Annotated in this window: 30 protein-coding genes; 18 read left to right on the plus strand and 12 right to left on the minus strand. The window is 69.4% G+C overall.

Annotation, left to right across the window (positions count from 1 at the left end):
• Position 1: 1 nt before the first annotated feature.
• Together AC1RRS_RS01500 and AC1RRS_RS01505 are read right to left on the minus strand one after the other, a co-directional pair.
• A complete protein-coding gene (locus AC1RRS_RS01500) occupies positions 2-703 on the minus strand; it encodes an alpha/beta fold hydrolase (protein WP_492853648.1) in 702 nt (233 codons plus the stop codon).
• Positions 696-1,916, minus strand: coding sequence for an MFS transporter (locus tag AC1RRS_RS01505; protein WP_492853649.1), 1,221 nt, complete (start codon positions 1,914-1,916; stop codon positions 696-698). Before AC1RRS_RS01505 ends, AC1RRS_RS01500 begins: the two co-directional genes overlap by 8 nt.
• A gap of 75 nt (positions 1,917-1,991) precedes the next feature.
• Between AC1RRS_RS01505 and AC1RRS_RS01510 the strand changes: the two genes are divergently transcribed.
• Positions 1,992-2,879, plus strand: a complete 888-nt coding sequence (locus AC1RRS_RS01510; RefSeq protein ID WP_492853650.1) for a LysR family transcriptional regulator — start codon at positions 1,992-1,994, stop codon at positions 2,877-2,879.
• Positions 2,880-3,091: 212 nt separating this feature from the next.
• Here AC1RRS_RS01510 and AC1RRS_RS01515 read toward each other — a convergent pair whose 3' ends face one another.
• From AC1RRS_RS01515 to AC1RRS_RS01525, 3 genes are all read right to left on the minus strand, one after another.
• Positions 3,092-3,511: a response regulator transcription factor gene (locus AC1RRS_RS01515; protein WP_110119119.1), complete on the minus strand. Its 420-nt coding sequence runs from the start codon at positions 3,509-3,511 to the stop codon at positions 3,092-3,094.
• Positions 3,508-4,359 (minus strand): aldose 1-epimerase, encoded by an 852-nt coding sequence (locus tag AC1RRS_RS01520; RefSeq protein WP_492853651.1) that lies wholly within the window; start codon positions 4,357-4,359, stop codon positions 3,508-3,510. The genes AC1RRS_RS01515 and AC1RRS_RS01520 overlap by 4 nt, the downstream gene beginning before the upstream one ends.
• A gap of 112 nt (positions 4,360-4,471) precedes the next feature.
• A complete protein-coding gene (locus tag AC1RRS_RS01525) occupies positions 4,472-5,071 on the minus strand; it encodes a YitT family protein (RefSeq protein WP_492853994.1) in 600 nt (199 codons plus the stop codon).
• Between the two features lie 249 nt (positions 5,072-5,320).
• Here AC1RRS_RS01525 and infC point away from each other — a divergent pair, with 249 nt between their 5' ends.
• The 3 genes from infC (at position 5,321) to AC1RRS_RS01540 (ending at position 8,686) form a co-directional block, all read left to right on the plus strand.
• A complete protein-coding gene (gene infC, locus AC1RRS_RS01530) occupies positions 5,321-5,842 on the plus strand; it encodes a translation initiation factor IF-3 (protein WP_110119117.1) in 522 nt (173 codons plus the stop codon).
• A 66-nt stretch (positions 5,843-5,908) separates the two neighbouring features.
• On the plus strand, positions 5,909-6,646 hold the full coding sequence (locus tag AC1RRS_RS01535) for a 2OG-Fe(II) oxygenase (protein ID WP_492853652.1): 738 nt from the start codon (positions 5,909-5,911) through the stop codon (positions 6,644-6,646).
• Between the two features lie 78 nt (positions 6,647-6,724).
• The gene (locus AC1RRS_RS01540; RefSeq protein WP_492853653.1) at positions 6,725-8,686 is read left to right on the plus strand and encodes an alpha/beta hydrolase family protein; all 1,962 of its coding nucleotides are present in this window, start codon (positions 6,725-6,727) and stop codon (positions 8,684-8,686) included.
• Here AC1RRS_RS01540 and AC1RRS_RS01545 read toward each other — a convergent pair.
• Both AC1RRS_RS01545 and AC1RRS_RS01550 read right to left on the minus strand, forming a co-directional pair.
• Positions 8,683-9,684 carry a GlxA family transcriptional regulator gene (locus tag AC1RRS_RS01545; protein ID WP_492853654.1) on the minus strand — a complete coding sequence of 334 codons (1,002 nt, stop codon included), beginning with the start codon at positions 9,682-9,684 and terminating at the stop codon, positions 8,683-8,685. The two genes, AC1RRS_RS01540 and AC1RRS_RS01545, sit on opposite strands and share 4 nt — an antisense overlap.
• Positions 9,681-10,226, minus strand: a complete 546-nt coding sequence (locus tag AC1RRS_RS01550) for a cysteine hydrolase family protein (protein WP_492853655.1) — start codon at positions 10,224-10,226, stop codon at positions 9,681-9,683. The genes AC1RRS_RS01545 and AC1RRS_RS01550 overlap by 4 nt, the downstream gene beginning before the upstream one ends.
• A 217-nt stretch (positions 10,227-10,443) precedes the next feature.
• On the opposite strand from AC1RRS_RS01550, the gene AC1RRS_RS01555 reads away from it, so the two are divergent.
• The 10 genes from AC1RRS_RS01555 to AC1RRS_RS01600 all read left to right on the plus strand — a co-directional run bounded on the left by AC1RRS_RS01555 (position 10,444) and on the right by AC1RRS_RS01600 (position 19,035).
• The gene (locus AC1RRS_RS01555; RefSeq protein WP_110119113.1) at positions 10,444-10,632 is read left to right on the plus strand and encodes a hypothetical protein; all 189 of its coding nucleotides are present in this window, start codon (positions 10,444-10,446) and stop codon (positions 10,630-10,632) included.
• A 37-nt stretch (positions 10,633-10,669) separates the two neighbouring features.
• A complete protein-coding gene (locus AC1RRS_RS01560; RefSeq protein WP_492853656.1) occupies positions 10,670-11,470 on the plus strand; it encodes a transglutaminase-like domain-containing protein in 801 nt (266 codons plus the stop codon).
• A 97-nt stretch (positions 11,471-11,567) separates the two neighbouring features.
• Positions 11,568-12,788 carry an MFS transporter gene (locus AC1RRS_RS01565; RefSeq protein ID WP_492853657.1) on the plus strand — a complete coding sequence of 407 codons (1,221 nt, stop codon included), beginning with the start codon at positions 11,568-11,570 and terminating at the stop codon, positions 12,786-12,788.
• Positions 12,789-12,948: 160 nt separating this feature from the next.
• Positions 12,949-13,149: a 50S ribosomal protein L35 gene (gene rpmI, locus AC1RRS_RS01570; protein ID WP_018061454.1), complete on the plus strand. Its 201-nt coding sequence runs from the start codon at positions 12,949-12,951 to the stop codon at positions 13,147-13,149.
• Between the two features lie 15 nt (positions 13,150-13,164).
• Positions 13,165-13,521 carry a 50S ribosomal protein L20 gene (rplT, locus tag AC1RRS_RS01575; RefSeq protein ID WP_058347692.1) on the plus strand — a complete coding sequence of 119 codons (357 nt, stop codon included), beginning with the start codon at positions 13,165-13,167 and terminating at the stop codon, positions 13,519-13,521.
• A gap of 231 nt (positions 13,522-13,752) precedes the next feature.
• Positions 13,753-14,826 (plus strand): phenylalanine--tRNA ligase subunit alpha, encoded by a 1,074-nt coding sequence (pheS, locus tag AC1RRS_RS01580; RefSeq protein ID WP_110119110.1) that lies wholly within the window; start codon positions 13,753-13,755, stop codon positions 14,824-14,826.
• Positions 14,826-15,194, plus strand: coding sequence for a hypothetical protein (locus tag AC1RRS_RS01585; protein WP_492853658.1), 369 nt, complete (start codon positions 14,826-14,828; stop codon positions 15,192-15,194). Before pheS ends, AC1RRS_RS01585 begins: the two co-directional genes overlap by 1 nt.
• On the plus strand, positions 15,191-17,629 hold the full coding sequence (gene pheT / locus AC1RRS_RS01590) for a phenylalanine--tRNA ligase subunit beta (RefSeq protein WP_492853659.1): 2,439 nt from the start codon (positions 15,191-15,193) through the stop codon (positions 17,627-17,629). The genes AC1RRS_RS01585 and pheT overlap by 4 nt, the downstream gene beginning before the upstream one ends.
• Before the next feature lie 81 nt (positions 17,630-17,710).
• The gene (locus AC1RRS_RS01595) at positions 17,711-17,983 is read left to right on the plus strand and encodes a GNAT family N-acetyltransferase (RefSeq protein WP_110119106.1); all 273 of its coding nucleotides are present in this window, start codon (positions 17,711-17,713) and stop codon (positions 17,981-17,983) included.
• Positions 17,984-18,156: 173 nt separating this feature from the next.
• Complete coding sequence (locus AC1RRS_RS01600; protein ID WP_492853660.1) at positions 18,157-19,035, plus strand: 3-hydroxybutyryl-CoA dehydrogenase; 879 nt, start codon at positions 18,157-18,159, stop codon at positions 19,033-19,035.
• Between the two features lie 98 nt (positions 19,036-19,133).
• On the opposite strand, the gene AC1RRS_RS01605 is transcribed toward AC1RRS_RS01600, so the two are convergent.
• The 4 genes from AC1RRS_RS01605 to AC1RRS_RS01620 are packed head-to-tail and all read right to left on the minus strand — an operon-like array spanning position 19,134 to position 22,041.
• On the minus strand, positions 19,134-19,520 hold the full coding sequence (locus tag AC1RRS_RS01605) for a type II toxin-antitoxin system VapC family toxin (protein WP_492853661.1): 387 nt from the start codon (positions 19,518-19,520) through the stop codon (positions 19,134-19,136).
• 23 nt (positions 19,521-19,543) lie between these two features.
• Entirely contained in the window at positions 19,544-19,816 is a 273-nt protein-coding gene (locus AC1RRS_RS01610) for a hypothetical protein (RefSeq protein ID WP_492853662.1), read from the minus strand.
• Between the two features lie 36 nt (positions 19,817-19,852).
• Positions 19,853-21,724, minus strand: coding sequence for a ferrous iron transport protein B (feoB, locus tag AC1RRS_RS01615; RefSeq protein ID WP_492853663.1), 1,872 nt, complete (start codon positions 21,722-21,724; stop codon positions 19,853-19,855).
• Complete coding sequence (locus tag AC1RRS_RS01620; RefSeq protein ID WP_110119101.1) at positions 21,721-22,041, minus strand: FeoA family protein; 321 nt, start codon at positions 22,039-22,041, stop codon at positions 21,721-21,723. Before AC1RRS_RS01620 ends, feoB begins: the two co-directional genes overlap by 4 nt.
• Positions 22,042-22,240: 199 nt before the next feature.
• On the opposite strand from AC1RRS_RS01620, the gene tipF reads away from it, so the two are divergent.
• From tipF to AC1RRS_RS01640, 4 genes are all read left to right on the plus strand, one after another.
• Positions 22,241-23,512 carry a flagella assembly cyclic-di-GMP phosphodiesterase TipF gene (gene tipF, locus AC1RRS_RS01625; RefSeq protein ID WP_110119100.1) on the plus strand — a complete coding sequence of 424 codons (1,272 nt, stop codon included), beginning with the start codon at positions 22,241-22,243 and terminating at the stop codon, positions 23,510-23,512.
• 145 nt (positions 23,513-23,657) lie between these two features.
• The gene (locus AC1RRS_RS01630; protein WP_492853664.1) at positions 23,658-24,125 is read left to right on the plus strand and encodes a nuclear transport factor 2 family protein; all 468 of its coding nucleotides are present in this window, start codon (positions 23,658-23,660) and stop codon (positions 24,123-24,125) included.
• 71 nt (positions 24,126-24,196) lie between these two features.
• On the plus strand, positions 24,197-24,961 hold the full coding sequence (locus tag AC1RRS_RS01635; protein ID WP_492853665.1) for a methylated-DNA--[protein]-cysteine S-methyltransferase: 765 nt from the start codon (positions 24,197-24,199) through the stop codon (positions 24,959-24,961).
• Positions 24,958-25,644 (plus strand): 2OG-Fe(II) oxygenase, encoded by a 687-nt coding sequence (locus AC1RRS_RS01640; RefSeq protein WP_492853666.1) that lies wholly within the window; start codon positions 24,958-24,960, stop codon positions 25,642-25,644. The genes AC1RRS_RS01635 and AC1RRS_RS01640 overlap by 4 nt, the downstream gene beginning before the upstream one ends.
• A 99-nt stretch (positions 25,645-25,743) precedes the next feature.
• Here AC1RRS_RS01640 and AC1RRS_RS01645 read toward each other — a convergent pair whose 3' ends face one another.
• The gene (locus AC1RRS_RS01645; RefSeq protein ID WP_492853667.1) at positions 25,744-26,817 is read right to left on the minus strand and encodes a YadA-like family protein; all 1,074 of its coding nucleotides are present in this window, start codon (positions 26,815-26,817) and stop codon (positions 25,744-25,746) included.
• Between the last annotated feature and the right edge of the window lie 21 nt (positions 26,818-26,838).

The following is a 26,838-nucleotide window of genomic DNA, read 5'->3' on the forward strand; positions in this document are numbered from 1 at the left end:
CTCAGGCCTCCGTCAGCCAGGCGCGTAGCAGGCCCGTGGTCTCGTCCGGCCGCTCCATGGCCGGCAGGTGGCCGCAGTCGGCGAAGACGTGCAGGGTCGAGCCGGCGACGCCCTCGTGGATCACCTGGGCCTCGGCCGGGGGCGTCAGGCGGTCGAGATCGCCCACCGCCACCAGGGTCGGCACGCGGATGTCGGCAAGACCGGGACGCGAGTCCGGCCGGCCCAGGATCGCCTGCTGCTGGCGCAGGAAGGCCTCGCCGCCGACCCGGCCGGCCATGGCCTTGACCTCGCCGGCCAGGGGATCGTTCAGCCGCGACGGGGGCAGCAGTTGCGGCATCATCTGCTGGGTGACGCCCAGGAACCGCCCGACCGACAGGGCCGCCATGGCCCGGCGGCGCTGCTCGGCGCGCTGGGGGCTGTCGGGCGCGGCGCTGGTCGAGAACAATGCGAGGCGCGTCACCCGCTCCGGCGCCTGGCGCAGGATCTCGAAGGCGACATAGCCGCCCATGGAGAGGCCGCCGAGGGCGAAGCGCTCGGGCGCGGCGGCCAGCACGCGAGCGGCCATGGCCGAAACGCTGTCGTCGAGGGTCAGGTCGGCGATCTGGATATCGGCGACGTCGTGCAGGGCCAGCGCCTGCTCGCGCCACAGACGGGCGTCGCACAGCAGGCCGGGCAGGAGAACGAGCGGGGCGAGATCAGCCATGGCGGGTCTCCTTCAAACGCAGGGCCAGGACGCCGGCGATCACGGCCAGCACGACGGTGAAGGCCGCCACCGCCGGCCAGCCGCCCACGCGCCAGAAGCCGCCGCCGGCCGAGCCGGCCAGGCTGGAGCCGACATAGTAGAACAGCAGGTACAACGCCGCCGCCTGGCCTTTGGCCTTGCCGGCCAGCGCGCCGACCCAGCCGCTGGCCACCGCGTGGGCGATGAAGAAGCCGATGGTGACCAAGGCCACGCCCGCCACGATCCACGGCAAGCCGGCCGGCAGGGTCAGGGCCACGCCCGCCAGCATGACGGCCAGGCCCGCGCCCAGGAGGGTGCGCCGCCCCCAGCGATCGGCCAGCTTGCCGGCCGTCGACGAGGCGACCACCCCAAAGGCGTAGACCAGGAAGATCAGGCTGGTCTGGCCCTGGCTGAGGCCATAGGGCGGGTCCTCCAGCCGGAAGCCGGCGTAGTTGAAGATCGTCACGAACACGCCGGTCAGGCAGAAGCCCACCGCGAACAGGGCCAGCAGCCGCCGGTCGGCCAGGGCCTGGCCCCAGGCGGCGGCCTGGGCGGCGCGGTCGCGGGCCGGGGTCGGCTGGAAGTGGCGCGAGCGCGGCAGCAGCAGGAAGAAGGCGGCGGCGGCCAGCAAGTCCAGCGCCCCGATCGTCGCCATGGCCGAGCGCCACGAACCGACCTCGACCAGCAGGCCCATGCCGACCCGGCCGGCCATGCCGCCGAAGGCCGTGCCGGCCACATAGAGGCCCATGGCCGCGCCCAGGTCGCGCGGCTCCATCTCCTCGCCGACATAGGCCATGGCCACGGCCGGCACCCCGCCCAGCAGGAAGCCCTCGGCCGCCCGCGCCAGCAGCAGCATCGGCCAGCTCGGCGCGAAGGCGGCGGCGAGGTTCAGCAGGGCCGCCAGACTCATCGAGGCGAACATCAGCCCCTTGCGCCCCAGGCTCTGCGAGGCCGCTCCGGCCAGCAGGATCGCCACCGCCAGCGCCCCGGTGGTCAGCGACAGGGCCAGCGAGCTCTGGGCCGGGGTCAGGCCGAAATCGCGGGCGAAGGTCGGTAGCAGGGGCTGCACGCAGTAGAGCAGGCTGAAGGTCGAGAAACCGCCCAGGAACAGGGCCAGCGACATGCGCCTAAACCGCGCGGTGCCGGCGGCGATGCGCGGCGGCGAAAGATCGGTCGCGGGGTCGATGGCGGTCATGGCGTCGATCTAGAAGTCGGCCGCCCCATAGTCCAATATATGGCGAAGGCTTTCTTGATCGCTTTTGGAGATGGCATGGAGCTGCGCCACATCCGCTACTTCCTGGCCGTGGCCGAGGAGCGCAACTTCACCCGCGCCGCCGCCAAGGTCGGCATCGGCCAGCCGCCGCTGAGCCAGCAGATCAAGGACCTGGAGGCGGAGCTTGGCGTGCAGCTCTTCCGCCGCATCCCCAGCGGGGCCGAGCTGACCGAGGCCGGCAAGGCCTTCCACGCCGCCGTGCGCACCCTGCCCGACCAGGCCGGCGCGGCGGCCGTGCTGGCCCGGCGGGCGGCGCGGGGCGAGACCGGCTCGCTGCGGCTGGGCTTCACCGGCTCGGCCAGTCTGCATCCCGTCGTCTCCACAGCCGTGCGGGCCTATCGCCGGCTCTATCCGGAGGTCGAGCTGTCGCTGACCGAGAGCAACAGCACCCACCTTTCCGACCACCTGGCCGAGGGGGCGCTGGACGCGGCCTTCCTGCGGCCGGGCTCGGTGAGCCTCGAGGGCCTTTCCGTGCACGACCTGGTCGACGAGCCGATGATCGCCGTGCTGCCGGCGGGCCATCCGGCCGCCGCCTCCGATCCGGTGGACCTGTCGCTGCTGAGGGGCGAGCCGCTGATCATGACGCCGCGCCACCTGGGCCCCACGGTGCACGACGCGGCGGTGGAGGCCTTCCGCGCCGCCGGCGTCGAGCCGGTGATGGGCCAGCCGGCGCCGCAGATGGCCTCGGTGATCGTGCTGGTCGCGGCCGAACTGGGCGTCTCGATCGTGCCCGTCTCGATGCGCCAGCTGGCCGTCGAGGGCGTGGCCTACCGCGACATCGCCGGCCAGACCCCCGTGGCGCGCCTCAGCCTGGCGGCCACGAAGACGCCGAGCCCGGCGCTGAGGAATTTCATCCAGGTGATCCGGCCGGCTTTTCGGGGGTGAGGGAGCGAGCTCACACCCCTCCCCCAACTCCCGTCATTCCCGCCCTTGTGGCGGGAAACCCTGGTTCCGCTCGCATGTGAAGCGCTAGCGGCGTGCTGAGCACGCCGCCCCTCCCGCCCTTGTGGCTGACAGAGGGGTTCCCGCCACAAGGGCGGGAATGACGGGAGGAGAGGGGGCGGGAATGACGGGATAATTTGGGAGGCGGTGACCTTCTAAGCCCCGACCGCCTTTTTCACCTGCAGGCTCAGCGCGTCGGTGATCAGGGGCTTGTGGGCGACGCCGGCCCACAGGGCGTCGGCGGCCGAGAGGTCGACCGGGCCGTCGGCCAGCAGCACGGCGGGGGTGCGCACGCCCTTGCCGCGCAGGGCCGCCAGGGCCAGGAAATCGACGTCCAGCACCAAGCAGTCGGCGGCGATCATCTCCGACAGCGACGCCTCGTCCACCCCGGCGAAGGCGCGGATCCAGTAGCCCTCGGTCTCCAGGGCGAAGGCCAGGGCCTCGCGCAGGGCCGCGTCGGCTTCGACGACGACCACCAGCGGACGGGCGGGCGAAGGGGCGCTCATCGCGCCATTCAAGCCAGCGTCGGCCCAGCGCGCCTTGATCTGACGCAAATCCAGCAGGTCGGCGATCATGCGACTTTGAGGGTCATCCAGACCGACGTCGTCTCGCCCGGGGCCAGGGCGACGATCCCGGTTTCGCCTTCACCGAAGGGATCCGGGCGGCTGGCGGTGGGCTCGACGCAGACGAAGTCGGCGCCCGGCGGCGAATAGACGTGCACCCAGCGGCAGTTTTCGGAGGCCTCGATGATCGTCGAGGCGCCGCCCGGGGCCGAGAGCACGGCCTTGCCGGAAAAACCGGTCCAGCAGTTGTCGATCAGGCTGTCGGTGGCGGTCGGCGCGCCGGCGTTCCAGTCGCGCCTCCAGACGCCGTCGTGGTGGGTGGTGGGCAGGACGTCGGCGTCGACCATCCAGACGCCGTCGACGCCAGCCTGCAGGCTCTCGCCCGGGCGGGCCGCGAAATAGGGGTGCAGGCCCAGGCCCGCCGGCATGACCTCAGTTCCGGTGTTGGTCACCGACAGTTCGATGCGCAGGCCCTCGTCGGACAGCACCAGGATCTGCTCGGCGCGATAGGCCCAGGGCCAGTCGGACGGGGCGTGGTCATAGGTCAGGACGGCGCGGGTGTCGGACAGGCCGGTGACCGTCCAGGCCGCGCGCCAGCCCTGGCCGTGCAGCGGGTGGGGATGGCCGGCCAGGTTCGGGGCCAGGATCACCTCGCGCCCCTCGAACGAGAAGCGGCCATGGGGGATGCGGTTGCAGAACGGGACCAGCGGGAAGCAGCCGACGTCGAGCGCGTCGGTCGCGCCCTCCGGCGTCGGGCGCAGCACGTCGCGGCCGTCGAACACGAAGCGGCCGATCGAACCGCCCACCTGCGGCAGCAGTTCGACGCGGGCGCGGGCGGTCGCCAGGACGGGACGTGTCATTGGGAACCCATTGTTATGTTAGCGCTAACCTGAGCTTTACGGTGCGTCATATGCCAGTTCCGGCCGCTCTCGAACAGAGGGCCTGTCGACATCGTAGTCAGTAGTAGTGGCGTCAGTAGCCGGCGTAGCGCCCCGGCCTGTGGTTGGCGATGATCACGATGCTCAGCGCCACGGCCGACAGGATCGACAGCAGCAGCTTGTCGAAGCTGACCACCATGAAGGCCGCGCCGACCACCAGCACATCGGTGGCCATCTGCACCTTGCCGGCGCTGATCCCGTGCTTTTCCTGCAGCCACAGGCCCAGCACCCCGACGCCGCCGACCGACGAGCGGTGGCGGGCCAGCGCCAGTATGCCCATGCCGATGATGGTGCCGCCGAACACCGCCGCGAACACCGGATTGACGCCCACAAGCTTCAGCCAGTGCGGCAGGGCCAGGCTCAGCGCCGCCAGCAGCACGTTGGTGGCCAGGGTCTTGGCCGTGAACACCCAGCCCAGCGCCCGCTGGGCGAAGATGTAGAACGGCAGGTTCAGCACGAAGAACACGATCCCGACCGGCCAGTCGGTCAGGTAGGAGACGATCAGGGCGATCCCGGCGATGCCGCCGGTCACCAGGCCGGCGGCCTTCAACAGGATCAGGCCCACGGAAATGAAGCTCGTGCCGATCAGCAGAGCGTGGACGTCTTCGATCAGCGTATGGCGTGTGGCGGGCATGTCGGGAGCGGCGGCGGTCAAGGCAGGGTCGAGTCGCGTCTGGAGGAAGGGAAAAGGGCGTCCCGTCCCGATCGCGTTCCCGTCCCGCCGTCCCTTTCGCCACTTATCCGCGGTCGAGGAACGGTCTTGTCGCGGCGAGCGCTTGATAGCGCCCGTGTCTGGCGTCATATATCATCTGAACGCGACGCCCCATGGGCGCCGCGCGAAATCCTCTACAACAATTCCGGAGCCGCCCCTATTCGCCGTCCCATGCAAGCGCCGCCCGTCAAGGATGGACCGCGTATCAACGATGAAATCCGCGTCCCCCGAGTTCTGCTGATCGACCAGAACGGCGAGAAGCAGGGCGAGATGCCGACCGCCTCCGCCATGGAAGCGGCCGAAGAGGCTGGCCTGGACCTGGTCGAAATCGTTCCGAACGCGAACCCGCCGGTCTGCAAGATCCTGGACTATGGCAAGTTCAAGTTCCAGGAGCAGAAGAAGAAGAACGAGGCCCGCAAGCGTCAGAAGGTGGTCGAGCTCAAGGAGATCAAACTCCGCCCGAACATCGACATCCACGATTACGAGGTGAAGGCCAAGGCCATGCACCGCTTCTTCGAGGAAGGCGACAAGGTCAAGGTCACCCTGCGCTTCCGCGGTCGTGAAATGGCTCACCCGGAACTCGGCATGAAGCTGCTCCTCAAGGTCAAGGCCGACTTCGAGGAGATCGCCAAGGTCGAGTACGAGCCCCGCATGGAAGGCCGTCAGATGATCATGATCCTGGCGCCCCGCTAAGCTTCGGCTCTATCTTCGAAAACGCCCCGGTCACCACCGGGGCGTTTTTCGTTTCCGGTATCGTCCATGTCCCAGCCCGCCCAGCAAGCTCCCCTGTCCCTGGACCCCGGCCTGACGCCCGGGGCCTGGCGCGACGCCTTCGCCCGCAACGGCCGGCTGCACGTGCCGGGGATCCTGACCGCCGACTCGGCCGCCCGCCTGCACGCGGCCTTGACCCTCGACACGCCGTGGAGCGGCGTGGTCGGAGTCGGTAAGAAGCTGTGGAACCTGCCGCTGGACGGCCCCGGCGCCCTGTCGCCCGCCGACGACCTGGCGCTGGATCGCCAGGTGGCCGAGGAAACCCGCAACGGCTTCGGCTTCCGGTTCGACAATTTCCGGGTCAGCGACGAGGTCGAGGCCGGCCGTCGCGAAGGCCGGCTGGTCGAGGCCGCCTACGACCTGCTGAACGGCGAGGCCTTTCTGGACTTCGTGCGCGAGCTGACCGGCGACGACCGCCCCGTCTATTGCGACAGCCAGGCCACCCGCTATCGCCCCGGCCACTTCCTGACCGAGCACGACGACCACGCCGACGGCAAGCACCGGCTCTACGCCTACGTCCTCAACCTGACGCCGAACTGGCGGGCCGACTGGGGCGGGCTTCTGCTGTTCCTCGATGGCGACGGCCACGTGGCCGAGGGCTACAAGCCCAGCTTCAACGCCCTCAACATCTTCCGGGTGCCGCAGAAGCACGCCGTGACCTACGTCACGCCGCACGCGGCGAGCCCGCGCCTGTCGCTCACTGGCTGGATCCGCTCTCGACGCTGATTTCACGCGCCCCGCTCGACCTCCCGGCAAGGTAGAGCTTATACTCGCCCCGGGGACTCTTCTGGGGGCTGTAGTTTCGTGCGTATCAAGGATTTTGCGATCGCCATCTGCGCGACCGCCCTGCTGTCGGGCGTCCAGGCCAAGGCCGCGCCGCTGTCGACCTACGGCAAGCTGCCGACGATCGAGGATGTCGAGATCTCGCCGGACGGCACGCGCCTGGCGGTGTCGCTGACCGACGGCGAGCAGCGCGTGCTGACCATCCACAACGCGGCCGACAACAAGCTGATCAAGGCCCTGCGGATGGGCAACAACAAGCTGCGCTGGGTGCAGTGGGCCGACGCCTCGCACCTTCTGGTCACCGTCTCGTCGACCGCCAGCGTGGTCGGGCTGGAAGGGCCCAAGCGCGAGTACTGGATGACCTCGCTGTACGACCTGGACACCGACAAGGCGCGCCTGCTGCTCGACAACCAGCCGGATTCGATGAACGTCGTGCTCAGCGCCGCCTCGCTGCGCTCGATCGACGGCGCGCCGACGGCCTTCGTGCAGGGCATCCACTTCGTCGACAACTTCGGCCGCAACACCCTGTTCGCGGTCAATGTGAAGACCGGCCGCACCCGCATGATCGAGGCGCGCTCGGAGGACACCGACGACTGGCTGGTCGGCGGCGACGGCGTCCCCCTGGCCCAGTCGCAGTACGACGAAAGCAAGGGAACCTGGGTGCTGCGCATCAAGGGTCCGAAGGGCTGGGCCATCGTCGACCGCGCGGTCAGCCCGATGGGCTCCTACGGCGTCTCGGGCCTGGGCCGCGACGGCAAGTCGGTGCTGGTGGCCCGCGTGAACGACAAGAACGAGACCGTCTATCGCGAATACGCCGCCGACGGCTCGCAGGTCGACGTGCCGATGGAGATCCCGTTCGACGGCCTGCTGCGCGATCCCGGCAACGACGCCCTCATCGGCGGCGTGTCGCTGGTCGGCGACAAGACCCGCTACGTCTTCTTCGATCCCAAGGATCAGTCGCGCTGGAACGCCGTCGAGAAGGGCTTCGCCGGCTCGCGGGTGTCGCTGGCCTCGTGGTCGGCCGATCGCAGCAAGGTGGTCGTCCGCGTCGACTCGCCGACCGACGGCCCGGCCTACGCCCTGGTCGACATGACGGCCAAGACCGCCTCCTGGATCGGCGACGAGTACAAGGATCTGGCCGCCGCCGACATCGCCGAGGTCCGCCCGGTGAAGTACAAGGCCGCCGACGGCCTGGAGATCACCGGCTACCTCACCCTGCCCAAGGGCCGGGACCCGAAGAACCTGCCGCTGGTGGTGCTGCCCCACGGCGGTCCCGAAGGCCGCGACACGCCGGGCTTCGACTGGTGGGCCCAGGGCCTGGCCTCGCGCGGCTACGCCGTGCTGCAGCCCAACTTCCGCGGCTCGGAAGGCTTCGGCTGGGACTTCATCAAGGCCGGCTTCGGCGAGTGGGGCCGCAAGATGCAGACCGACCTGTCGGACGGCGTCCGCTGGCTGGAGAAGCAGGGGATCGCCGATCCCAAGCGCGTCTGCATCGTCGGCGCCAGCTACGGCGGCTACGCGGCCCTGGCCGGCGCGGCGCTCGATCGCGGCGTCTATCGCTGCGCCGTGTCGGTGGCCGGCCCGGCCGACCTCAAGCGCATGCTGCAGGACGACCAGGAACGCCACCTGTCGCGCAACAACTCGACCCTGCGCTACTGGCTGCGCTTCATGGGCGCCGACGGCATCCGCGATCCCGACCTGGCGGCGATCTCGCCGGCCAAGCTGACCGACAAGATCGACATCCCGATCCTGCTGATCCACGGCAAGGACGACACGGTCGTTCCCTATGTGCAGAGCAAGATCATGGCCGACGCCATGGCCAGGGCCGGCAAGCCGACCGAACTGGTCACCCTGGCCAGCGAGGACCACTGGCTGTCACGCGGCGCCAGCCGGCAGCAGATGCTGACCGCCACCGTGCAGTTCCTCGAAAAGTACAATCCGCCCGATCCGGCCGCCCCGGCCCAGACGGCGGCCGCGCGCTAGGCCAAGCCCTTCGTCGCGCCCCGCGCCGCCCTGGGCGGCGTGGGGTGATGGCGGGCCCAGACGCGGCGCAGCTGGCGGGTCGAGGCGAAGCCGGCCCGCTCGGCGACGCTTTCCATGTCGAGCCGCGTCGCCGACAGCATCTCGCTGGCCAGCGCCAGGCGCAGGCGGTTGACGTAGTCGGTCAGGTTCATGCCGGCATGGGCGTTGAACAGCCGCGACAGGTGGCGCGGGCTGGCGGCGGCGAGGTCGGCCAGGATCTCCAGGCTCCAGTCGCGGGCCGGGTCGGCGGCGATGGCGTCCTGCACCCGGTGGATGGCCGGATGGACGTGGTTTCGCCCCTCCAGCCACGGCGACAGCTGCGGGTCGGACGGTCCCCGGCGCAGATAGACCACCATCTGGCGGGCGATCGACACGGCCTGGGCCGGGCCGCGCAGCCGGGCGACCAGATGCAGCATCAAGTCGACACCCGAGGTGACGCCGGCGCTGGTCAGCCGCTCGCCGTCCTCGACGAACAGGCGGTCCTCGAGCACCCGGGCGCTGGGCGCCAGGCGGGCCAGCTCCTCGGTGCAGGCGTGGTGGGTGGTGCAGGCCCTGCCGGCCAGCAGCCCCGCCCGCGCCGCCAGCAGGCTGCCCGAGCAGATGCAGGCCAGGGTCACCCCCGGTCGCACCGCGTGGGCCAACCAGGCGACGATGGCCGCCTCGTCCTCGCCGTCCGCGACCGAAGCCCCGTCACCGCCCAGCACCTGATCGACATTGCCCGAGACGATGACCAGCGCCCCGTCCGGCAGGGCGTCGGGCAAGGGCTGGATCCCGGCCAGAGTCAGGCCGATGGAGCTTTCCACGCTCGGCCGGGCGGCGACATAGGTCACGGCGAAGCCCGGCGCGCCGGGCTCGAACGTCGCCCGCCGCAGCACTTCCAGCGGTCCGGCCACGTCGAGCAGCAGGGTGCGCGGCGGCAGGACGACGAAGACGGGGATGACGGCGGGCGGCTGGCTCATGCGGCTTCGAGGGCCTCTTCCACGGTGGCGATGCGGGCGAAGCGCTCGTGCAAAACGAGCTCGGTGCGAGTCTTGATGTCGTCGACGGTGAAGACCCGCCCGTGGCGGTCGGTCATGTCGAAGGTCAGGGTGGCCTCGGTGACGTAGTCGACGGCGAAGCCCAGGTCCGAGGCGTGGCGGGTGGTGGTCTCGCAGCACTGCTCGGTGCGGATGCCGCTGACGATCACCTTGCCGATGCGGTTGCGGATCAGCCAGACCAGCAGGCCGGTGCCGGCCAGGGCGCTGTGGGCGGGCTTGTGGAAGGTGACGTCGGGGTCGAACGACAGTCCCTCGACCGTGCGCACATGGCCCGAGGCCAGGCTGAACAGCCCTTCTTCCTCGACGTGCAGGATCTGCACGACCGGCAGGCCCCTGGCCTTGGCACCGTCGATCAAGGCCTGCTGGCGCTCGAGATAGACCCCGGCCACGGCCGGATCCCACGAGGCGCGCTGGCGAAAGGAGTCCTGGGCGTCGACGACGATCAGGGCGGTGGCGGCGGACATTTGCGTAACTCCGTGGCGATGACGATGCCGCAAGCTACCCACGCCCTTCAAGGCGAATAAGGAAGCTGGCGGACGAAGAGCGGACAGAAAAGGACATCACACCATCGCACCGTCTTCGGCCCATCCGCCACGCCCGCTCGCTTTCGGCGACGTTCCGCCCCATATGATGGAGCGTGGAGCCCGCCTCGGACTTCGCCGCCGGCGAGGAGCTTCCCCCTTGAGACATCCCCTTCGTGCGCCGGAGTACCGCGCGCTGGCCGCCGCCGCTCTCGAAGCGGCCGGCAAGTGCGGCCTGCCCCACGTCCAGGCCAAGCACGAACACGCCGCCCGCACCTGGAGCGATCTGGCCGACGCCGAAGACGCGCGCGCGGCGACGCGGGTCCGAATGACGACGTCGGGCGTTTAGCGACGCCACCTTCCGCTCCAGCCTGGAATTCCGCGCGATGCGTCTCTCGATCGACTGCCGCCTGCGCTACGAGGTGCGGACCCCCACCAGCTTCATCCTGGCGATCCAGGCCGCCGACGGCGCCGACCAGAGGGTGCTCGACGAGACCATCCTGCTGCCGCCGGGCGTGAGCGCCGACTTCTTCGTCGACGCCTTCGCCGGCAACCGCTTCATCCGCTTTCTCGCCCAGCCCGGGCCGCTGGACATCGGCTACATCGCCCAGGTCGAACGACGGGCGCTGGTCGATCAGCGCGGCTTCATCGGCGGCGACGTGGTCAACGACCTGCCCGCGACGGTGCTGCCCTATCTGAACCCCAGCCGCTACTGCCCGTCCGACCGCCTGACCGCCTTCGCCCGCCAGACCTTCGGCGCCCGCCCCCAGGGCCTGGGCCAGGTCCAGGCGATCGCCGACTGGATCGCCGCGACCATCACCTACGAGGCCGGGACCAGCAGCGACACCACCTCGGCCATCGACACCCTGGTCGACCGCAAGGGCGTCTGCCGCGACTTCGCCCACATCGGCATCGCCCTGTGCCGGGCGCTCGACATGCCGGCCCGCTTCGCCGCCTGCTACGCGCTGGACCTTCAGCCGGCCGACTTCCACGCGGTGTTCCAGGTCTATCTGGACGGGGTCTGGCGAACCTTCGACGCCACCCGCCGCGCGCCGCTGGGAGGCCTGGTCCCCATCGGCTTTGGCCGCGACGCCGCCGACGTGCCGTTCGCCGCGACCTTCGGCGACGCCCGGTTCGAGGCCAAGTCCATCCTGGTGACGCGGGCGGACCAGACGCCCGCCTCTTAGTGGCGGCTCCCCACGAATCGTCCGCATCCGGAAACTGACATTTCAGTCGCTTTTCCAAGGCATCGGGCGTAGAGGAGCCGCCTCGAAGGTTCCCGTCATGTCCACGCTCTCCGCTCCGGCAACTGCGCCGGCGCCCGTTCACAGCTCCCGCGCCCTCTACGTCCTGCTGCTGGTGGTGTTCATCAACCTGGTGGGCTTTGGGCTGGTGATCCCGCTGCTGCCCTTCTACGCCAAGGCGCTGAACGCCAGCCCGTGGCAGGTGACGGCGCTGTTCTCGGCCTATTCGCTGGGCCAGTTCCTGGCCGAGCCGTTCTGGGGACGCCTGTCCGACCGCATCGGCCGGCGGCCGGTGCTGATCGTCACCATCCTGGCCAACACCCTGTCCTACGTGGCCCTGGCCTTCGCCCCGACCATCGCGGTGGCCTTCGTCATCCGCTTCTTCAGCGGCGCGGCCAGCGGCAACATCTCGACCATCCAGGGCTACATGGCCGACGTCACCCCGCCCGAGAAGCGGGCCGGGCGCATGGGCCTGCTGGGCAGCGCCTTCGGGGCCGGCTTCGTGGTCGGCCCGGCGCTGGGCGGCCTGCTGGCCCACCCGGACGCCGGACGCCTGGGCTTCCAGATCCCGCTGTTCGTGGCCGCGGGCCTGGCGGCGGCGGCCTCGCTGGGCGTCTTCCTGTTCGTGGTCGAGAGCCGCGCGCCCCGCAAGGACGCCCCGCCCCCGCCGCCCCGGCGCGAGGCCCTGAAGGCCGCCTTCGCCCATCCAGTGCTGTCGCGGGTGCTGATGGTCACCTTCGTCTCCACCGCCGCCTTCTCGGGCATGGAGGCGATCTTCGGCCTGTGGACCTCGGCCCGCTTCGGCTGGGGCCCGCAGCAGGTGGGGCTGTGCTTCGCCGTCATCGGCGTGGTGGCCTCGCTGGGCCAGGGCGTGCTGACCGGACGCCTGGCCCGCCGCTACGGCGAGCCCAAGGTGCTGACCACGGGCCTGGCCATCATCTGCCTGTCGATGGCGATCACCCCGTTCGTGCCCAGCGGCCATTTCGTGCCGCTGTTCGTGGGCCTGACAGCCTTTGGCCAGTCGCTGGTGTTCCCGTGCATCGCCGCCCTGATCTCGCGCGCGACGCCGCCCGACCAGCAGGGCGCCATGCTGGGCCTCAACATGGCCGGCGGCTCCCTGGCGCGGATGAGCGGTCCGATGATCGCCGGTCCGCTGTTTGGCCTGACCATGGCCGGTCCCTACTGGTTCGGGGCGCTGCTGACCGTGCCGGCCGTCGCCCTGGCGGTGACGGTGGGCCGCCGCGCCAAGGCCGCGCCCTGACCGGGAGCGGCAGTTGGGCATAAGAGTCCGCCAGGCCTTGCTTTTCACCCGGGGTTCCCGTATTCACCCCGCCTTTCCGGAACCGCCTGGCCAATTTGGCATGCCATGGCGGTTCGTCTCGCTATCCAGAGGACGGGGCCGTTAAACGCTCCGACGCGAAATGCCTAAGTTGAAGACGAAGTCGGGCGCCAAAAAGCGCTTCAAGATCACCGCCACGGGCAAGCTGAAGGCCGGCGTCGCCGGCAAGCGCCACCGCCTGATCGGCCACAACGGCAAGTACATCCGCCAAAACCGCGGAACGAAGGTGATGAGCGAGGCTGACGCCAAGACCATCCGTTCGTACCTGCCCTACGGCCTTTAAGAGGAGCGCTGACACATGGCTCGCGTTAAACGTGGCGTCACCGCCCACGCCAAGCACAAGAAGGTTCTTGAACAGGCGAAGGGCTTCTACGGCCGCCGCAAGAACACCATCCGTACGGCCAAGGCCGCGGTCGACAAGGCCGGCCAATACGCCTACCGCGACCGCAAGGTGCGCAAGCGCGCCTTCCGTTCGCTGTGGATCCAGCGCATCAACGCCGGCGCCCGCACCGAAGGCTTCACCTACTCGCAATTCATCCACGGCCTGGACGTGGCGGGTATCGTGATCGACCGTAAGGTCCTGGCGGACATCGCCGGCAACGACGCCGTCGCGTTCAAGGCCATCGCCGACAAGGTTCGCGCGGCCCTGGCCTAAGGAACTTCCGAGCCTCACCGCTCGAACGATCCTTTAAAAGCCCTCCGGCGCGAGCCGGAGGGCTTTTTGCTGTCCGCCTGTCGGCGGCCCCTCCGGCCCTCCGGGCCACCTCCCCCAACGGGGGAGGATCCACGCCGCGCCACCAAGATGCTCCCCCTCTGGGGGAGCTGTCGGCAAAGCCGACTGAGGGGGTCGCCCCCCGGCCGCAAATCCTCTAGACGGAACCCCGTCATGACCGATCTCAACACCCTCGAATCCGACGTCCTGGCCCAAGTGGCCGGCGCGGCCGACCTGCAAGCGCTAGACGCGGTCCGCGTGGCCGCTTTGGGCAAGACCGGCTCGATCTCGGGCCTGCTCAAGACCCTGGGCGCGATGAGCCCCGACGAGCGCAAGGAACGCGGCGCGGCGATCAACGCCCTGCGCGACCGCGTGCAGTCGGCGATCACCGAGAAGAAGGCCGCGCTGGAAGCGGCCGAACTCGACGCGCGCCTGGCCCGCGAGACCCTCGACCTCACCCTGCCCGGCCCCTATCGCCGCAAGGGATCCGTCCACCCGACCATGCAGACCATGGACGAGATCGTCTCGATCTTCGCCGAGATGGGCTTCGCCGTGGCCGAAGGTCCGGACATCGAGGACGACTTCCACAACTTCACGGCCCTGAACTTCCCCGAGAAGCACCCGGCCCGCGAGATGCACGACACCTTCTTCTTCAATCGCAAGGAAGACGGCGAACGCATGCTGCTGCGCACGCACACCAGCCCCGTGCAGGTGCGCACCATGGTCAGCGAGAAGCCGCCGATCCGCATCATCGCGCCGGGCCGCACCTATCGCGTGGACAACGACGCCACCCACACGCCGGTGTTCCACCAGGTCGAGGGCCTGGTCATCGACAAGGGCATCCACATGGGCCACCTGAAGTGGACCCTGGAGACCTTCCTGGCGCGGTTCTTCGAGACCGACGCGGTGACCACCCAGTTCCGCCCGCACCACTTCCCGTTCACCGAGCCCTCGGCCGAGATGGACGTTCAGTGCGACCGCTCGGGCGGCGAGATCAAGATCGGCCAGGGCACGTCGTGGCTGGAGATCCTGGGCTGCGGCATGGTCCATCCGAACGTGCTGCGCGCCTGCGGCATCGATCCGGACGAGTACCAGGGCTTCGCCTTCGGCGTCGGCGTCGATCGCCTGGGCATGCTGAAGTACGGCATGCCGGACCTGCGCGACATGTGGTCGTCGGACAGCCGGTGGCTCGCCCACTACGGCTTCTCGGGCTTCGCCGCGCCGAACCCCGCCTCGGGGCTCAGCTAATGAACGCGCGTCCGACCATCGACGGCTCGGCCAAGGTCTTCGAGAACCTGGAGATCTCGCTGATCGACCTGTTCCGCGCCCAGCTTCAGAGCGGCGTCAACATGGTCGCCGGCCGCACCTTCAAGAACTGCCGCCTGCACGGGCCGGTGGTGATGCTGGCGCTGGAAGGCGTGACCTTCGACTCGACCAACTTCGGCTTCCACGGCGGCGACATCGCCAATCTCGTTCTGCGCCCGGCCGGTGAAAAGGTCATCGGCGCCCTACCCTTCAAGGATTGCGCCTTCATCGGCTGCCAGTTCTTCGCGGTCGGCTTCACCGGCCCCGAGACCTTCCTGCAGCAGATCCTGGCGTTGGAAACCACGAAATGAAGTTCACCCTTTCCTGGCTCAAGGATCACCTCGACACCGAAGCGACCGCCGCGCAGGTCGTCGCCGCCATGACCATGGCCGGCCTCGAGGTCGAGCACGTCACCGACCCGGCCGCCAAGCTGGCCGCCTTCAGCGTCGCCAAGATCGTCGAGGCCGTTCAGCACCCCAACGCCGACCGCCTGCGGGTCTGCCAGGTCGATACGATCGACGGCCGCAAGGAGATCGTCTGCGGCGCGCCGAACGCCCGCGTCGGCCTGACCACCATCTACGCCCCGATCGGCGCCTATGTGCCGGGCCTGGGCGTCACCCTGGTCGAAAAGCCGGTGCGCGGCGTCGTCTCCAACGGCATGCTGTGCTCGGGCTCGGAGCTCGAGGCCGACGACGGTTCGGAAGGCATTCTGGAACTGTCGAACGACCTGGCCGTCGGGACCCCGGCCGCCACGGCGCTGGGCCTGGAAGCCGTCATCGACTTCGAGGTCACCCCCAACCGTCCCGACTGGCTGGGCGTCGCCGGCATCGCCCGCGACCTGGCCGCCGCGGGCGTGGGCAAGCTGAAGGACCAGTCGATCGCTCCGGTCGCCGGAACCTTCCCCTGCCCGATCACGATCGAAGTCGATGGCGAGGCCTGCCCGGTGTTCGCCGGCCGCCTGATCAAGGGCGTCAAGAACGGCCCCTCGCCGCAGTGGCTGCAGGACCGCCTGAAGGCCATCGGCATCAATCCGAAGTCGGCCCTGGTCGATATCACCAACTACATCTCGTACGACCGCGCCCGGCCGCTGCACGTCTATGACGCGGCCCTGCTGTCGGGGACCAAGATCGAGACGCGCCTGGGCCGTCACGGCCTGAACGGCGACGAGCACCTGATCGCGCTGGACGGCAAGACCTACGAGCTGACCCCGGCCATGTGCGTCATCGCCGATGCGAACGGCGAGCGTCCGATCGGCCTCGGCGGCGTCATGGGCGGCGAGAGCACCGGCTGCTCGGAAGCCACCGTCGACGTCTTCGTCGAAAGCGCCTGGTTCGAGCCGATCCGCATCGCCCAGACCGGCCGCGAGACCGGCATCAACAGCGACGCCCAGTACCGCTTCGCCCGCACGGTCGACACCGGCTCGGTGGTTCCGGGCCTGGACCTGGCCACCAGGCTGATCCTGGAACTGTGCGGCGGCGAGGCCTCGGAAGTCGTCGTCGCCGGCGAGGCCCCGGCCGCGCCCGGCCCGATCCTGTTCGACCCGGCCTATGTGCAGGCCCTGTCGGGCCTGGAGATCGCGCCGGAAAAGAGCCTGGAGATCCTCCAGGCCCTGGGCTTCAAGGTCGAGCCGCCCAAGGACACGCCGGTCGCCGAGTTCGCCACCCACGCCGAGAGCGTGGTCTGCGTGACCCCGCCGAGCTTCCGCCGCGACGCCCACGGCAAGGCCGACCTGGTGGAAGAAGTGGCCCGCATCGCCGGCTACGGCGCCCTGCCCTCGACGCCCCTGCCCGAGGTCGCCCGCGCCGTCGGCGGCGTGCTGACCCCGCGCCAGGTGCGCGCCCGCGCCGCCCGTCGCGCCCTGGCCGCGGCCGGCTACGCCGAGGCCGTGACCTGGAGCTTCACCAGCCGCGCCACCGCCCAGCTGTTCGGCGGCGGCGCCGACGCCCTGGTGCTGGCCAATCCGATCGCCTCGGAACTGGACTGCATGCGCCCGTCGGTGCTGCCCAACCTGATCGAGGCCGCCGGCCGCAACGCCCGCCAGGGCTTCCCGGACGCGGCCCTGTTCGAGGTCGGCCCGGTGTTCCTGGGCGATGGCCCCAAGGACCAGCGCACGGTCGTCGCCGGCATCCTGGCCCCGCGCCCGCCGCGCGCCTGGGACAAGCGCTCGGCCGAGGACGTGTTCACGATCAAGGCCGACCTCTTGAACCTGCTCGAGGAGATCGGCGCGCCGGTCGCCTCGCTGCAGACCGCCCAAGGCTCGGCCTCGTCGTGGTGGCACCCCGGCCGCTCGGCCCGCCTGCAGCTGGGCCCCAAGGCGGTGATCGCCGAGTTCGGCGAGATCCACCCCGCGGTGCTCAAGGCCCTGGACGTCGCCGGCCCGGTCTACGGCTTCGAGATCACCCTGGAGGCGATCCCCGAGCCGAAGAAGAAGGCCGTGAAGACCAAGCCGGCCTTCAGCCCCTCGGCCCTGATGCCGCTGAGCCGCGACTTCGCCTTCGTCGCCGACAAGGCCAAGGCGGCCGGTGACCTGGTCAAGGCCGCCATCGGCGCCGACAAGGCCCTGATCGCTTCGGCCCGCGTCTTCGACGTCTATGAAGGCCCCGGCGTGCCGGAGGGCTCCAAGTCGGTGGCCATCGAGGTGCTGGTCCAGCCGCGCGACGCCACCCTGACCGACGCCGAGATCGAGGCCCTGTCGGCCAAGGTCGTCGCCGCAGTCGAGAAGGCGGGCGGCAAGCTGCGGGCTTGATCGTTCAAGACTAAGCGCCATGTCAGGGGCGAAGGTGATGCTGCGCTGCATCCACCTTCGCCCCTTTCGCGTTTCAGGCCCATGAGCGACGACCTCTTCAGCCACAACCCCGCCAAGAGCCGCTACGAGCTGGACGTCGACGGCCTGATCGCCTTCGCCGATTACCAGCGCAGCGGCCATCGCCTGGTCATCCCGCACGTGGAGGCCGATCCCGCCCTGCGCGGCACCGGCGCCGCCGGCCGCCTGATGGTCAAGGTCGCCGAGGTGGCCCGGGCCGAGGGCATGCGGATCACCCCGCTCTGCTCCTACGCCGCCGCCTGGCTGCGGCGAAACGACCCCGAACTGATCGCCTGACGCCTTCCGACAGGCGGATAATCCGGGAACAGGACGGGGAACGTCGCTCACCCGACGTTTGCGGCGCAGCAAAGCCCTTGGCGAGCGTGCGGTTCCTCGTGCTAGAACTTCGGCGACGGTACAGCGCGCCCTGCCGGGAGCTTGCGCGATCGTGAGCGAAGGCTTGGATTTTCATGGTTGATATCAAGACGGTCGGCGTAATCGGCGCCGGTCAGATGGGTTCGGGCATCGCCCATGTCTGCGCTCTCGCGGGCTACGACGTCCGCCTGCACGACATCTCGCGCGAGCGCATCGACGCGGGCCTGGCCCTGATCGAAAAGAACCTCGCCCGCCAGGTCACCCGCAACATCATCGACCAGGACGCGGCCGACGCCGCCCTGGCCCGCATCTCGGCCGCCGAGGCCATCGAGGCCATCGGCCAGACCGACCTGGCCATCGAGGCCGCCACCGAGAACGAAGAGCTCAAGAAGGCCATCTTCCGCGGTCTGCAGCCGCACCTGAAGCCCGACACCCTGCTGGCCTCGAACACCTCGTCGATCTCGATCACGCGCCTGGCCTCGGCCACCGATCGCCCCGAGCGCTTCATCGGCCTGCACTTCATGAACCCCGTCCCGCTGATGAAGCTGGTCGAGATCATTCGCGGCATCGCCACCGACGTGCCGACCTACGAGACGGCCGTGGCCTTCGCCAAGTCGCTGGGCAAGATCACCAGCAACGCCGAGGACTTCCCCGCCTTCATCGTCAACCGCGTGCTGGTGCCGATGATCAACGAGGCGATCTACACGCTGTACGAAGGGGTCGGCACGGTCGACGCCATCGACACCGCCATGAAGCTGGGCGCCAACCACCCTATGGGCCCGCTGGAACTGGGCGACTTCATCGGCCTGGACACCGTGCTGAGCATCATGAACGTGCTCTACGAAGGCCTGGCCGACAGCAAGTACCGCCCCTGCCCGCTGCTGGTGAAGTACGTCGAGGCCGGCTGGCTGGGCAAGAAGACCGGCCGCGGCTTCTACGACTACCGCGGCGAGGTCCCGGTCCCGACGCGCTAAGGGCGCCAGGGTTAGGTGCATGCGGCTAACCCGTCCGGGGCGCACTTTAAGCATTTGAATCTGGAGCTTGCTGATCAGCAGGCTCTAGACGCGTCGGACTACCAGAGGATCGGAACGTCGTAGGCCCGCACGTCCTCGTCCACGGTGACGAGGTGAAGGCCGCGAAGCTGCGCCTGCGCGACCAGGATGCGATCCCACGGGTCACGGTGATGGTCCGGCAGCGCGGCGGCGGTCGCGCAGTCGCCAGGGAGGATCGGAAGCCAGGAAAGGCCCTGATCCTCTACCGCCTTCTCGAGATCGACCGGCATGCGTTCAAGGGGTGCTCCACGCGCCCTCAGTCGCTTGTAGAGCACCTCGTACATCGACACGGCGCTGACAAAGATTTCGTTGTCCAGATCGAGCATCGCCGCGGACGCCGCTGGCGAAAGTCTCGCCTGATCGCTCAGGCTCCAGATCAGGACGTGAGTGTCGATCAGCAGCCGCATTCCACGCCCCGGACCTGATCAGCCTACTTCCGCGGAAAGATAGGCTTGTCCATCAAGGCTTCGATCTCGGGATCGGGGCCGATGAAGAGGTCAGCCGGCAGGTCCAGCTTGAGGTGCTCCCAAACGCCCAGCCGGCGCTGCGCCTTGGGCGCATCGCGCTCTTCGGGGATCTTCTCGACATTCACCGTCGCAATGACCTTGCCATCGCGGATGAGCGTCATGTCCTCGCCTGCGTCGATCACGGCCAGGAGTTCGTCGAGGCTGTTGTGCTTGGCGATGTCGAACCGGATCGTCATGGGCGAAGCCTAACACGGCCTCGCCCGCTCGACGACTCACCCCGCCCCGAGCGCCACGGCCACGTGGTAGACGACGAACGCCGCCAGGTAGGCCAGGGTGACCATGTAGACGAACATCACGGTCGGCCAGATCCAGCTGTTGGTCTCGCGCTTGACCACGCCCAGGGTGGGCATGCACTGCGGCGCGAAGACGTACCAGGCGAGGAAGGCCAGGGCCGTGGCCAGCGACCACTGGCTGTTCAAGGTGGCCGACAGGGCGTCGGTGGAGCCGTCGGCCCCGCCCACGGCGTAGACCGTGCCCAGCGCCGCCACGGCGACTTCGCGGGCCGCCATGCCGGGGATCAGGGCCACGGTCATTTGCCAATTAAAACCAATGGGCTGCATGACGGGGGCCAGGAAATGGCCCAGGCGCCCGGCGATGCTGTAGTCGATGGCCGGCCCCGTCGCGCCTTCCGGCGGATAGGGGAAGGTCGACAGCACCCAGACCAGCACCATCAGAGGCATGATGATGCGGCCGGCGCGGTTCAGGAAGATCTTGGCGCGGGTCCACAGGTTGAGCAGCAGGTTGCGCGGCTCGGGCCAGCGATAGGTCGGCAGCTCCATCATGAACGGCTCGACCGTGCCCCGCCAGAAGATGCGGCGGATGACGAACGACACCAGCAGGGCGAAGACGATGCCGGCGGCGTAGAGGCCGAACATCACCAGGCCCTGCAGCGACAGGCCGTTGACCGTGGTCCGCGGGATGAAGGCGCCGATGATCAGGGTGTAGACCGGGATCCGCGCCGAGCAGGTCATCAGCGGAGCCACCAGGATGGTGGTGAGCCGGTCCTGCTTGTTGTCGATCACCCGCGTGGACATGATCCCCGGGATCGCGCAGGCGAAGCTCGACAGCAGCGGGATGAAGGCCCGGCCGTGCAGGCCCGCCCCGCCCATGATCTTGTCCATCAGGAAGGCCGCGCGGGTCATGTAGCCGCTGTCTTCCAGCAGCAGGATGAAGAAGAACAGGATCAGGATCGGCGGCAGGAACACCAGCACGCTGCCGACGCCGGCGATCAGGCCGTCGGCGATGAAGCTGGAAAGCAGCCCCTCGGGCAGGTGGGCGGTGACGAAGGCGCCGAGCGCGGCGAAGCCGCCGTCGATGGCGTCGGCCGGGATGGTCGCCCAGGTGAACACCGCCTGGAACATCACGAACAGCAGGCCAAACAGGATCACCAGGCCGGCGACGGGGTGCAGCAGCACGTCGTCGATCTTGCCGGTCACCGTGTCGGGCCGCTCGGGCGGGCGCACGCAGGTCTTGAAGATGCGCTGGGCCTCGGCGTGGGCGGCGCGGATCTCGCCCGCGCTCGGCTCGCGCCAGGTGTTGTCGCCGACGTTCGAGTGGGTCAGCGTCAGGGTGTCGACCTGGGTCAGCAGCTCGTCGAGGCCGCGCTTGCGGGTCGCCACCGTGGTCACGATCGGCGCGCCGACCTCGCGGGCCAGCTGCTCGACGTCGATCCGCAGGCCCTGGCGCTGGGCGATGTCGAACATGTTGAGGGCCAGGACGAACGGCCGGCCGACCTGCTTCAGCTCGAGCACCAGGCGCAGGACGAGGCGCAGGTTGGTGGCGTCGGCCACGCAGACCAGCACGTCGGGCGCGGTCTCGCCGGCCAGGCGGCCCAGCACGGCGTCGCGGGTGACGACCTCGTCGGGGCTGCGGGCTCGCAGGGAATAGGTGCCCGGCAGGTCGAGCACGCTGACGGTGCGGCCGCCCGGCGTGACCAGCTGGCCTTCCTTGCGCTCGACGGTGACGCCGGCGTAGTTGGCGACCTTCTGGCGAGCCCCGGTCAGGGCGTTGAACAGCGCGGTCTTGCCGGAATTCGGATTGCCGACCAGCGCGATGCGCGAGGGCCGGATAGCGGTGTCGGTCAAAGCGTCTTTCCGTCGAACTGAACGGTCACGGCGCGCGCCTCGCGGCGGCGCAGGGCCACGCGGGTGTCGTCCACCCGTACGGCGATGGGATCACGGCCAAAGAGGCCTTCCTGCAGGATCTCGATGCGGGCGCCTTCGACGAAGCCCATCTCCAGCAGGCGCCGCTCCAGCTCCTCGGCGGCCACCGCCTCGGGCGAACCGGTCTCGCCGCGCACCGCCACGATCACGCCCTTGTCGCCTCGCGCGGCCGTGCTCAGGGCGCGGGTCGGGGCGTCGGAAGCTATGGAGGCGTCGGCGGTGAGGACGGCGTCGGTCATCTGGGGCCTCGCGGCAAAAAGTTGCGAACGATTATCAGCCCTAACCGCCACTGTCGACGAAAGGATGACCGCCGCGAACGGCGGTCTCGAAAAAAATCAACAGGGGATGCGCGGCGTAATGGCCCAGCAGCGTTAATCTATTCGACTCAAGGCCGCAGCGGTTGCATTAATTTTTGCAAGCGATTCGTAGGGACCTGAAATGCGAAGGCTAAAGCTGGCTCTTCTGACCGGCGCCTATCTCTGCCTGGCTCTGATCGTCTCCCTGCTGCTGTGGCGCATGGGCGCGACCCCCGCTGTCGGCCTGTCGGCCTTCATCGGGTCGCTGGGCCTGTGCTTCGCGTTCCACGGCATCATCAGCAACGTCTTCGACAACGCCCAGCTGAAGCTGGACATCGAGACCGTCCGCGAAGCCCATTCCATCCTGGTCGAGCAGATCGAGAAGATCGACGCGCGCATGACCACCCTGGTGGAGACCGTCGCCGAGGACGCCGAGAAGCGCTCGGCCGAGTTGACCAGCGAAGTCCACCAGCTCGAAGACCTGATGCAGCGCATGAGCGAGCGCCTGGAAAGCCAGCTGACCCACCAGGTCGCGGCCGCCCGTCACAGCGCCAGCGCCAACGCCCGCGTCGCCGCCCCGGTCAACGCCATGCTGGAGATCGTCCAGGACGCCCTGGCCGAGAACCGCGTCGACCTCTACCTGCAGCCGGTCGTCAGCCTGCCCCAGCGCCGCACGGTCTTCTACGAAAGCTTCTCGCGCCTGCGCGACGAGACCGGCCGCGTGATGATGCCGGCCGAGTACCTGGCCGTGGCCGAGTCCGAGGGCCTGATGACGGCCATCGACAACCTGCTGCTGTTCCGCTGCGTGCAGATCGTCCGCCGCCTGGCCAAGCAGGACCGCAAGGTCGGCATCTTCTGCAACATCTCGCTGGCCAGCCTGGCCGACGAAAGCTTCTTCCCGCAGTTCCTCGAGTTCCTGCAGGGCCACAAGGACCTGGCCGGCTCGCTGATCTTCGAACTGGGCCAGACCGCCTTCAACCAGCGCGGCCCGGTCGAGGCCCGCCACATGGCCCGCTTGGCCAGCCTGGGCTTCCAGTTCAGCCTCGACAAGATCGTCGACCTGGACCTCGACTTCCAGGATCTGGCCCGCGCCGACGTCAAGTTCGTCAAGGTCGGCGCCGAGATGATCCTCGAGCAGCTGGAAGAGCAGGACGGCAAGCTGGTGCTGAGCTCGCTGCCCGACCTCAACGCCGCCGACTTCGCCGCCCTGATGCGCCGCTACGGCGTCGAGGTGATCGCCGAGAAGGTCGAGAGCGAGCGCCAGATCGCCGAGATCCTCGATCTCGACATCGGCTACGGCCAGGGCCACCTGTTCGGCGAGCCGCGGGCCATCCGCGACGCTGTCCTGGCCGAGACCGCCCCGCCGGCCGACTTCGTCCAGGCCCCGCTGCGCCGCCGCGCCGCCAACTGGTAGGCCTTCCAGAAACCTGATCCTTTCGACCGCCGTCCGGGCCACCCCGGGCGGCGGTTTCGCATTAAGCCTGCGTCATGAGCCGGAATTCACTCGGCTCTCGCCCCCTGCCCGGCCAAGCTCCTGACGACATGACAGGGAGGGGATCATGCGCAAGGCGATGATGGCGGCGGCGCTGCTGGCGGCGATTGGCGGGACGAGCGCGGCATGGGCGACCGAACCGTCGCTGACCGAGACGATCACGGCCCAGGACCGCAGGGTCTTCGACGCCTACAACGCCTGCGACCTGGAGACCTTCGGCGCGGCCTTCGCGCCCGACGTCGAGTTCTATCACGACGAGGGCGGCGTCACCTGGGAGCGCCAGTCGGTGATCGACAACACCCGCAAGTACATCTGCGGCAAGGTGCGGCGCGAACTGATCCCCGGCACGCTGCGCATCTATCCGATCAAGGACTTCGGCGCGGTCGAGGAGGGCGAGCACCGCTTCTGCCAGAAGGACCAGGGCTGCGCCGGCATCGCCAAGTTCGTGATCGTCTGGAAGCGGGAGGGCGAGACCTGGATCGCCACGCGGGTGCTCAGCTACGGCCATCGCCCGGCCACGGCGGCGGAACGCTGAGACCGCAAGCATCGGAATGACGGGCGCGGGCGACGGCGCGATGGTGGGCTCAGATCCGAAAGGAGCCCGACATGACCACCGCCGATCTCACCAACGCCTATTCCACCGACGAAGCCCGCTGGGCCGCGATCGAGCGCCGCGACCGCGCCGCCGACGGCGCCTTCTTCTGCGGCGTGCGCACCACCGGCGTCTATTGCCGCCCCAGCTGCTCGGGACGCCCGCTGCGCAAGAACGTCGCCTTCCATGACACCCGCGAGGCCGCCCGGGCGGCGGGCCTGCGTCCCTGCCTGCGCTGCCGGCCCGACGAGCCGATCGAGACCCTCAGCTACGGCTTCGGCGACACGCCGCTGGGCCTGGCCCTGGCGGCGATCTCCGAAACGGGCCTGGCCCTGCTGATCATGGGCTGGGACCGCGCGGAGATGCGCGAGGACCTGGCCGCCCGTTTCCCCCGCGCCCGGTTGCTGGAGGATGACGCCGCCGCCGGCCCCGCCCTCGCCGCCCTGGTCGCCGCCATCGACAGCGGCCGCCCGGGCGATCTGGCGCTCCCCCTGGCGCTCGACGAACGCGGCACCGACCTGCAGCGCGCCGTCTGGAAGGCCCTGCGCGACATCCCGGCCGGAACCACCGCCTCCTATGCCGAAGTGGCGCGCGCCATCGGCCGGCCTTCGGCCGTGCGGGCCGTGGCCCAGGCCTGCGGGGCCAATCCCGTCGCCGTGCTGACGCCCTGCCACCGCGTGGTGCGTTCGGACGGCGGGCTGTCCGGCTACCGCTGGGGCGTCGAGCGCAAGCAGGCCCTGCTGGCCCGGGAAGGCGCCCAAGGGGAGCGCGCGGCTTGAACCTGGACTGGACCCGCATCGCCGCCGAACTCGACGCCCGCGGCTGGGCGACCACGGGCCCGGTGCTGACGCCGGAGACCTGCGGCCGCCTGGCCGGGCTCTATGCCGAGGAGGCGCCGTTCCGCAGCCGGGTGGTCATGGCCCGCCACGGCTTCGGGCGCGGCGAATACAAGTACTTCGCCTATCCCCTGCCCGAGACGGTGCAGAAGCTGCGGGCCGGCCTCTATCCGCCGCTGGCCCGCATCGCCAACGGCTGGATGCAGCGGCTGGGCGAGGAGCGCCGCTTTCCGGAGGATCTGGCGGCCATGCTCGACCGCTGTCACGGCGCGGGCCAGGCTCGGCCGACGCCCCTGCTGCTGACCTATGGCCCCGGCGACTACAACTGCCTGCACCAGGACCTCTACGGCGAGCACATCTTCCCACTGCAGGCCGCCTTCCTGCTCGACGAGCCGGGGCGCGATTTCGAGGGCGGCGAGTTCGTGCTGGTCGAGCAGCGCCCGCGCCAGCAATCGGCCGCTCAGGTCGTGCCGCTGGCCCAGGGCGAGGGCGTGATCTTCGCCGTGCGCGAACGGCCGGCGGAAGGGAGCCGGGGCGTCCATCGCCGGATACTGCGCCACGGCGTCAGCGAGGTGCGCGGCGGAACGCGGCGCACCCTCGGCGTGATCTTCCACGACGCGGCCTGAGCGCCGATGCGAAAAGGCCCCGGAGCAAGCTCCGGGGCCTTGTCGTTTCACGCCTTCTGCGTGGCTCGCGCTTCTGCGCCCCGAATTATCGGGGCTGGATTACCAGGCGAAGCCGACGCTGCCGCCGCTCATCACGTCGCGGCCCGTGGCCGAGAAGCCGACGTTGTAGCTGACGGCGCGGCTGTTGTGCGAGTAGCCCACGGCGATGGCGCCCTGGCCGCGATAGCCGCCGACGGCCACGGCCAGGCGGTTGGTCAGGCCCGCGCCCTGGCCGGCGTTGTTGGCGGCCATCATCGACATGGCCGAGCTCATGGCGCCGACGCCGTTCAGGCGGCTGGAGACCTCGTTGATGCGGTTGTCCATCTGGGTGGCCAAGGTGTCGACGCGCCAGTCGGTATAGGCGTTGGCGGCGGTCAGCGTCGCGGCGGCCTTGGTGTCGGTATAGGCGTTGGCCGAGCTCAGGGTCGTGGCGGCGGTGGCCGTGGTGAAGGCGTTGGCCGTGGTCACGGCGGCGGCGGCGGCCGTGTCCGTATAGGTGTTGGCGGTCGTCAGCGTCTGGGCCGCGACGGTGTCGGTGTAGGCGTTGGCCGTGCTGACCACGCCGGCCACGGCCGTGTCGGTGTATTCGTTGGCGCTGGACAGGGTCGAGGCGCTGTAGCTTTCCAGCTGGCGCAGGTTCACCGCGTCGGTGTCGTTGACGGCGTCCGAAACGTTGGTGATGCGGCGGGTCGAGGTCGAGGTGCCGACCGAGACGGTGTTGTCTTCATCGGCGATCGAGCCGTAGCCGATGGCCACGCTGTTGGTCCCCGTGGCGGAAGCGTTGGCGCCGAGCACCGAGCTATAGTCGCCGCTCGCCGAGGAATAGTTGCCGACGACGGTCGAGTAGGCGCCCGAAGCGGTGCCGTGCGAGCCGATCTGGATCGAGGATTCGCCGCTGGCCGTGGCGTAGTGGCCGATCGCCACCGAGTGGCTGCCGCTGGCCGTGGCGCCCGCGCCCACGGCGTTGGCGTAATCGCCGCTGGCCGTGGCGTACGCGCCGACGGCGGCGGTGTCATAGCCCGTGGCGGTCGCGCCGGTGCCGGCCGTGGTTTGAGCAAAGGTGCCTTGAGCGGCGAAGATCGAGATCACGACGGCCGAGCAAAACAGAGCCGACTTCTTAGCAACGTTACGCACTATACTAACTCACTTACAAAA

This window comes from Caulobacter sp. GW821-FHT12A07, assembly GCF_058807655.1.

Coding starts and splice junctions, on each gene's coding strand:
- AC1RRS_RS01550 (WP_492853655.1), bottom strand. CDS start 10,226: ATGTCCGCCGCCACCGCCCTGATCGTCGTCGACGCCCAGGACTCCTTT.
- AC1RRS_RS01505 (WP_492853649.1), bottom strand. CDS start 1,916: ATGACCGCCATCGACCCCGCGACCGATCTTTCGCCGCCGCGCATCGCC.
- AC1RRS_RS01500 (WP_492853648.1), bottom strand. CDS start 703: ATGGCTGATCTCGCCCCGCTCGTTCTCCTGCCCGGCCTGCTGTGCGAC.
- pheS (WP_110119110.1), top strand. CDS start 13,753: ATGACCGATCTCAACACCCTCGAATCCGACGTCCTGGCCCAAGTGGCC.
- rpmI (WP_018061454.1), top strand. CDS start 12,949: ATGCCTAAGTTGAAGACGAAGTCGGGCGCCAAAAAGCGCTTCAAGATC.
- AC1RRS_RS01520 (WP_492853651.1), bottom strand. CDS start 4,359: ATGACACGTCCCGTCCTGGCGACCGCCCGCGCCCGCGTCGAACTGCTG.
- AC1RRS_RS01515 (WP_110119119.1), bottom strand. CDS start 3,511: ATGATCGCCGACCTGCTGGATTTGCGTCAGATCAAGGCGCGCTGGGCC.
- AC1RRS_RS01610 (WP_492853662.1), bottom strand. CDS start 19,816: ATGACGATCCGGTTCGACATCGCCAAGCACAACAGCCTCGACGAACTC.
- AC1RRS_RS01605 (WP_492853661.1), bottom strand. CDS start 19,520: ATGCGGCTGCTGATCGACACTCACGTCCTGATCTGGAGCCTGAGCGAT.
- AC1RRS_RS01510 (WP_492853650.1), top strand. CDS start 1,992: ATGGAGCTGCGCCACATCCGCTACTTCCTGGCCGTGGCCGAGGAGCGC.
- AC1RRS_RS01565 (WP_492853657.1), top strand. CDS start 11,568: ATGTCCACGCTCTCCGCTCCGGCAACTGCGCCGGCGCCCGTTCACAGC.
- AC1RRS_RS01600 (WP_492853660.1), top strand. CDS start 18,157: ATGGTTGATATCAAGACGGTCGGCGTAATCGGCGCCGGTCAGATGGGT.
- AC1RRS_RS01585 (WP_492853658.1), top strand. CDS start 14,826: ATGAACGCGCGTCCGACCATCGACGGCTCGGCCAAGGTCTTCGAGAAC.
- rplT (WP_058347692.1), top strand. CDS start 13,165: ATGGCTCGCGTTAAACGTGGCGTCACCGCCCACGCCAAGCACAAGAAG.
- AC1RRS_RS01595 (WP_110119106.1), top strand. CDS start 17,711: ATGAGCGACGACCTCTTCAGCCACAACCCCGCCAAGAGCCGCTACGAG.
- AC1RRS_RS01545 (WP_492853654.1), bottom strand. CDS start 9,684: ATGAGCCAGCCGCCCGCCGTCATCCCCGTCTTCGTCGTCCTGCCGCCG.
- AC1RRS_RS01630 (WP_492853664.1), top strand. CDS start 23,658: ATGCGCAAGGCGATGATGGCGGCGGCGCTGCTGGCGGCGATTGGCGGG.
- AC1RRS_RS01635 (WP_492853665.1), top strand. CDS start 24,197: ATGACCACCGCCGATCTCACCAACGCCTATTCCACCGACGAAGCCCGC.
- pheT (WP_492853659.1), top strand. CDS start 15,191: ATGAAGTTCACCCTTTCCTGGCTCAAGGATCACCTCGACACCGAAGCG.
- AC1RRS_RS01560 (WP_492853656.1), top strand. CDS start 10,670: ATGCGTCTCTCGATCGACTGCCGCCTGCGCTACGAGGTGCGGACCCCC.
- infC (WP_110119117.1), top strand. CDS start 5,321: ATGCAAGCGCCGCCCGTCAAGGATGGACCGCGTATCAACGATGAAATC.
- tipF (WP_110119100.1), top strand. CDS start 22,241: ATGCGAAGGCTAAAGCTGGCTCTTCTGACCGGCGCCTATCTCTGCCTG.
- AC1RRS_RS01535 (WP_492853652.1), top strand. CDS start 5,909: ATGTCCCAGCCCGCCCAGCAAGCTCCCCTGTCCCTGGACCCCGGCCTG.
- AC1RRS_RS01525 (WP_492853994.1), bottom strand. CDS start 5,071: ATGCCCGCCACACGCCATACGCTGATCGAAGACGTCCACGCTCTGCTG.
- AC1RRS_RS01620 (WP_110119101.1), bottom strand. CDS start 22,041: ATGACCGACGCCGTCCTCACCGCCGACGCCTCCATAGCTTCCGACGCC.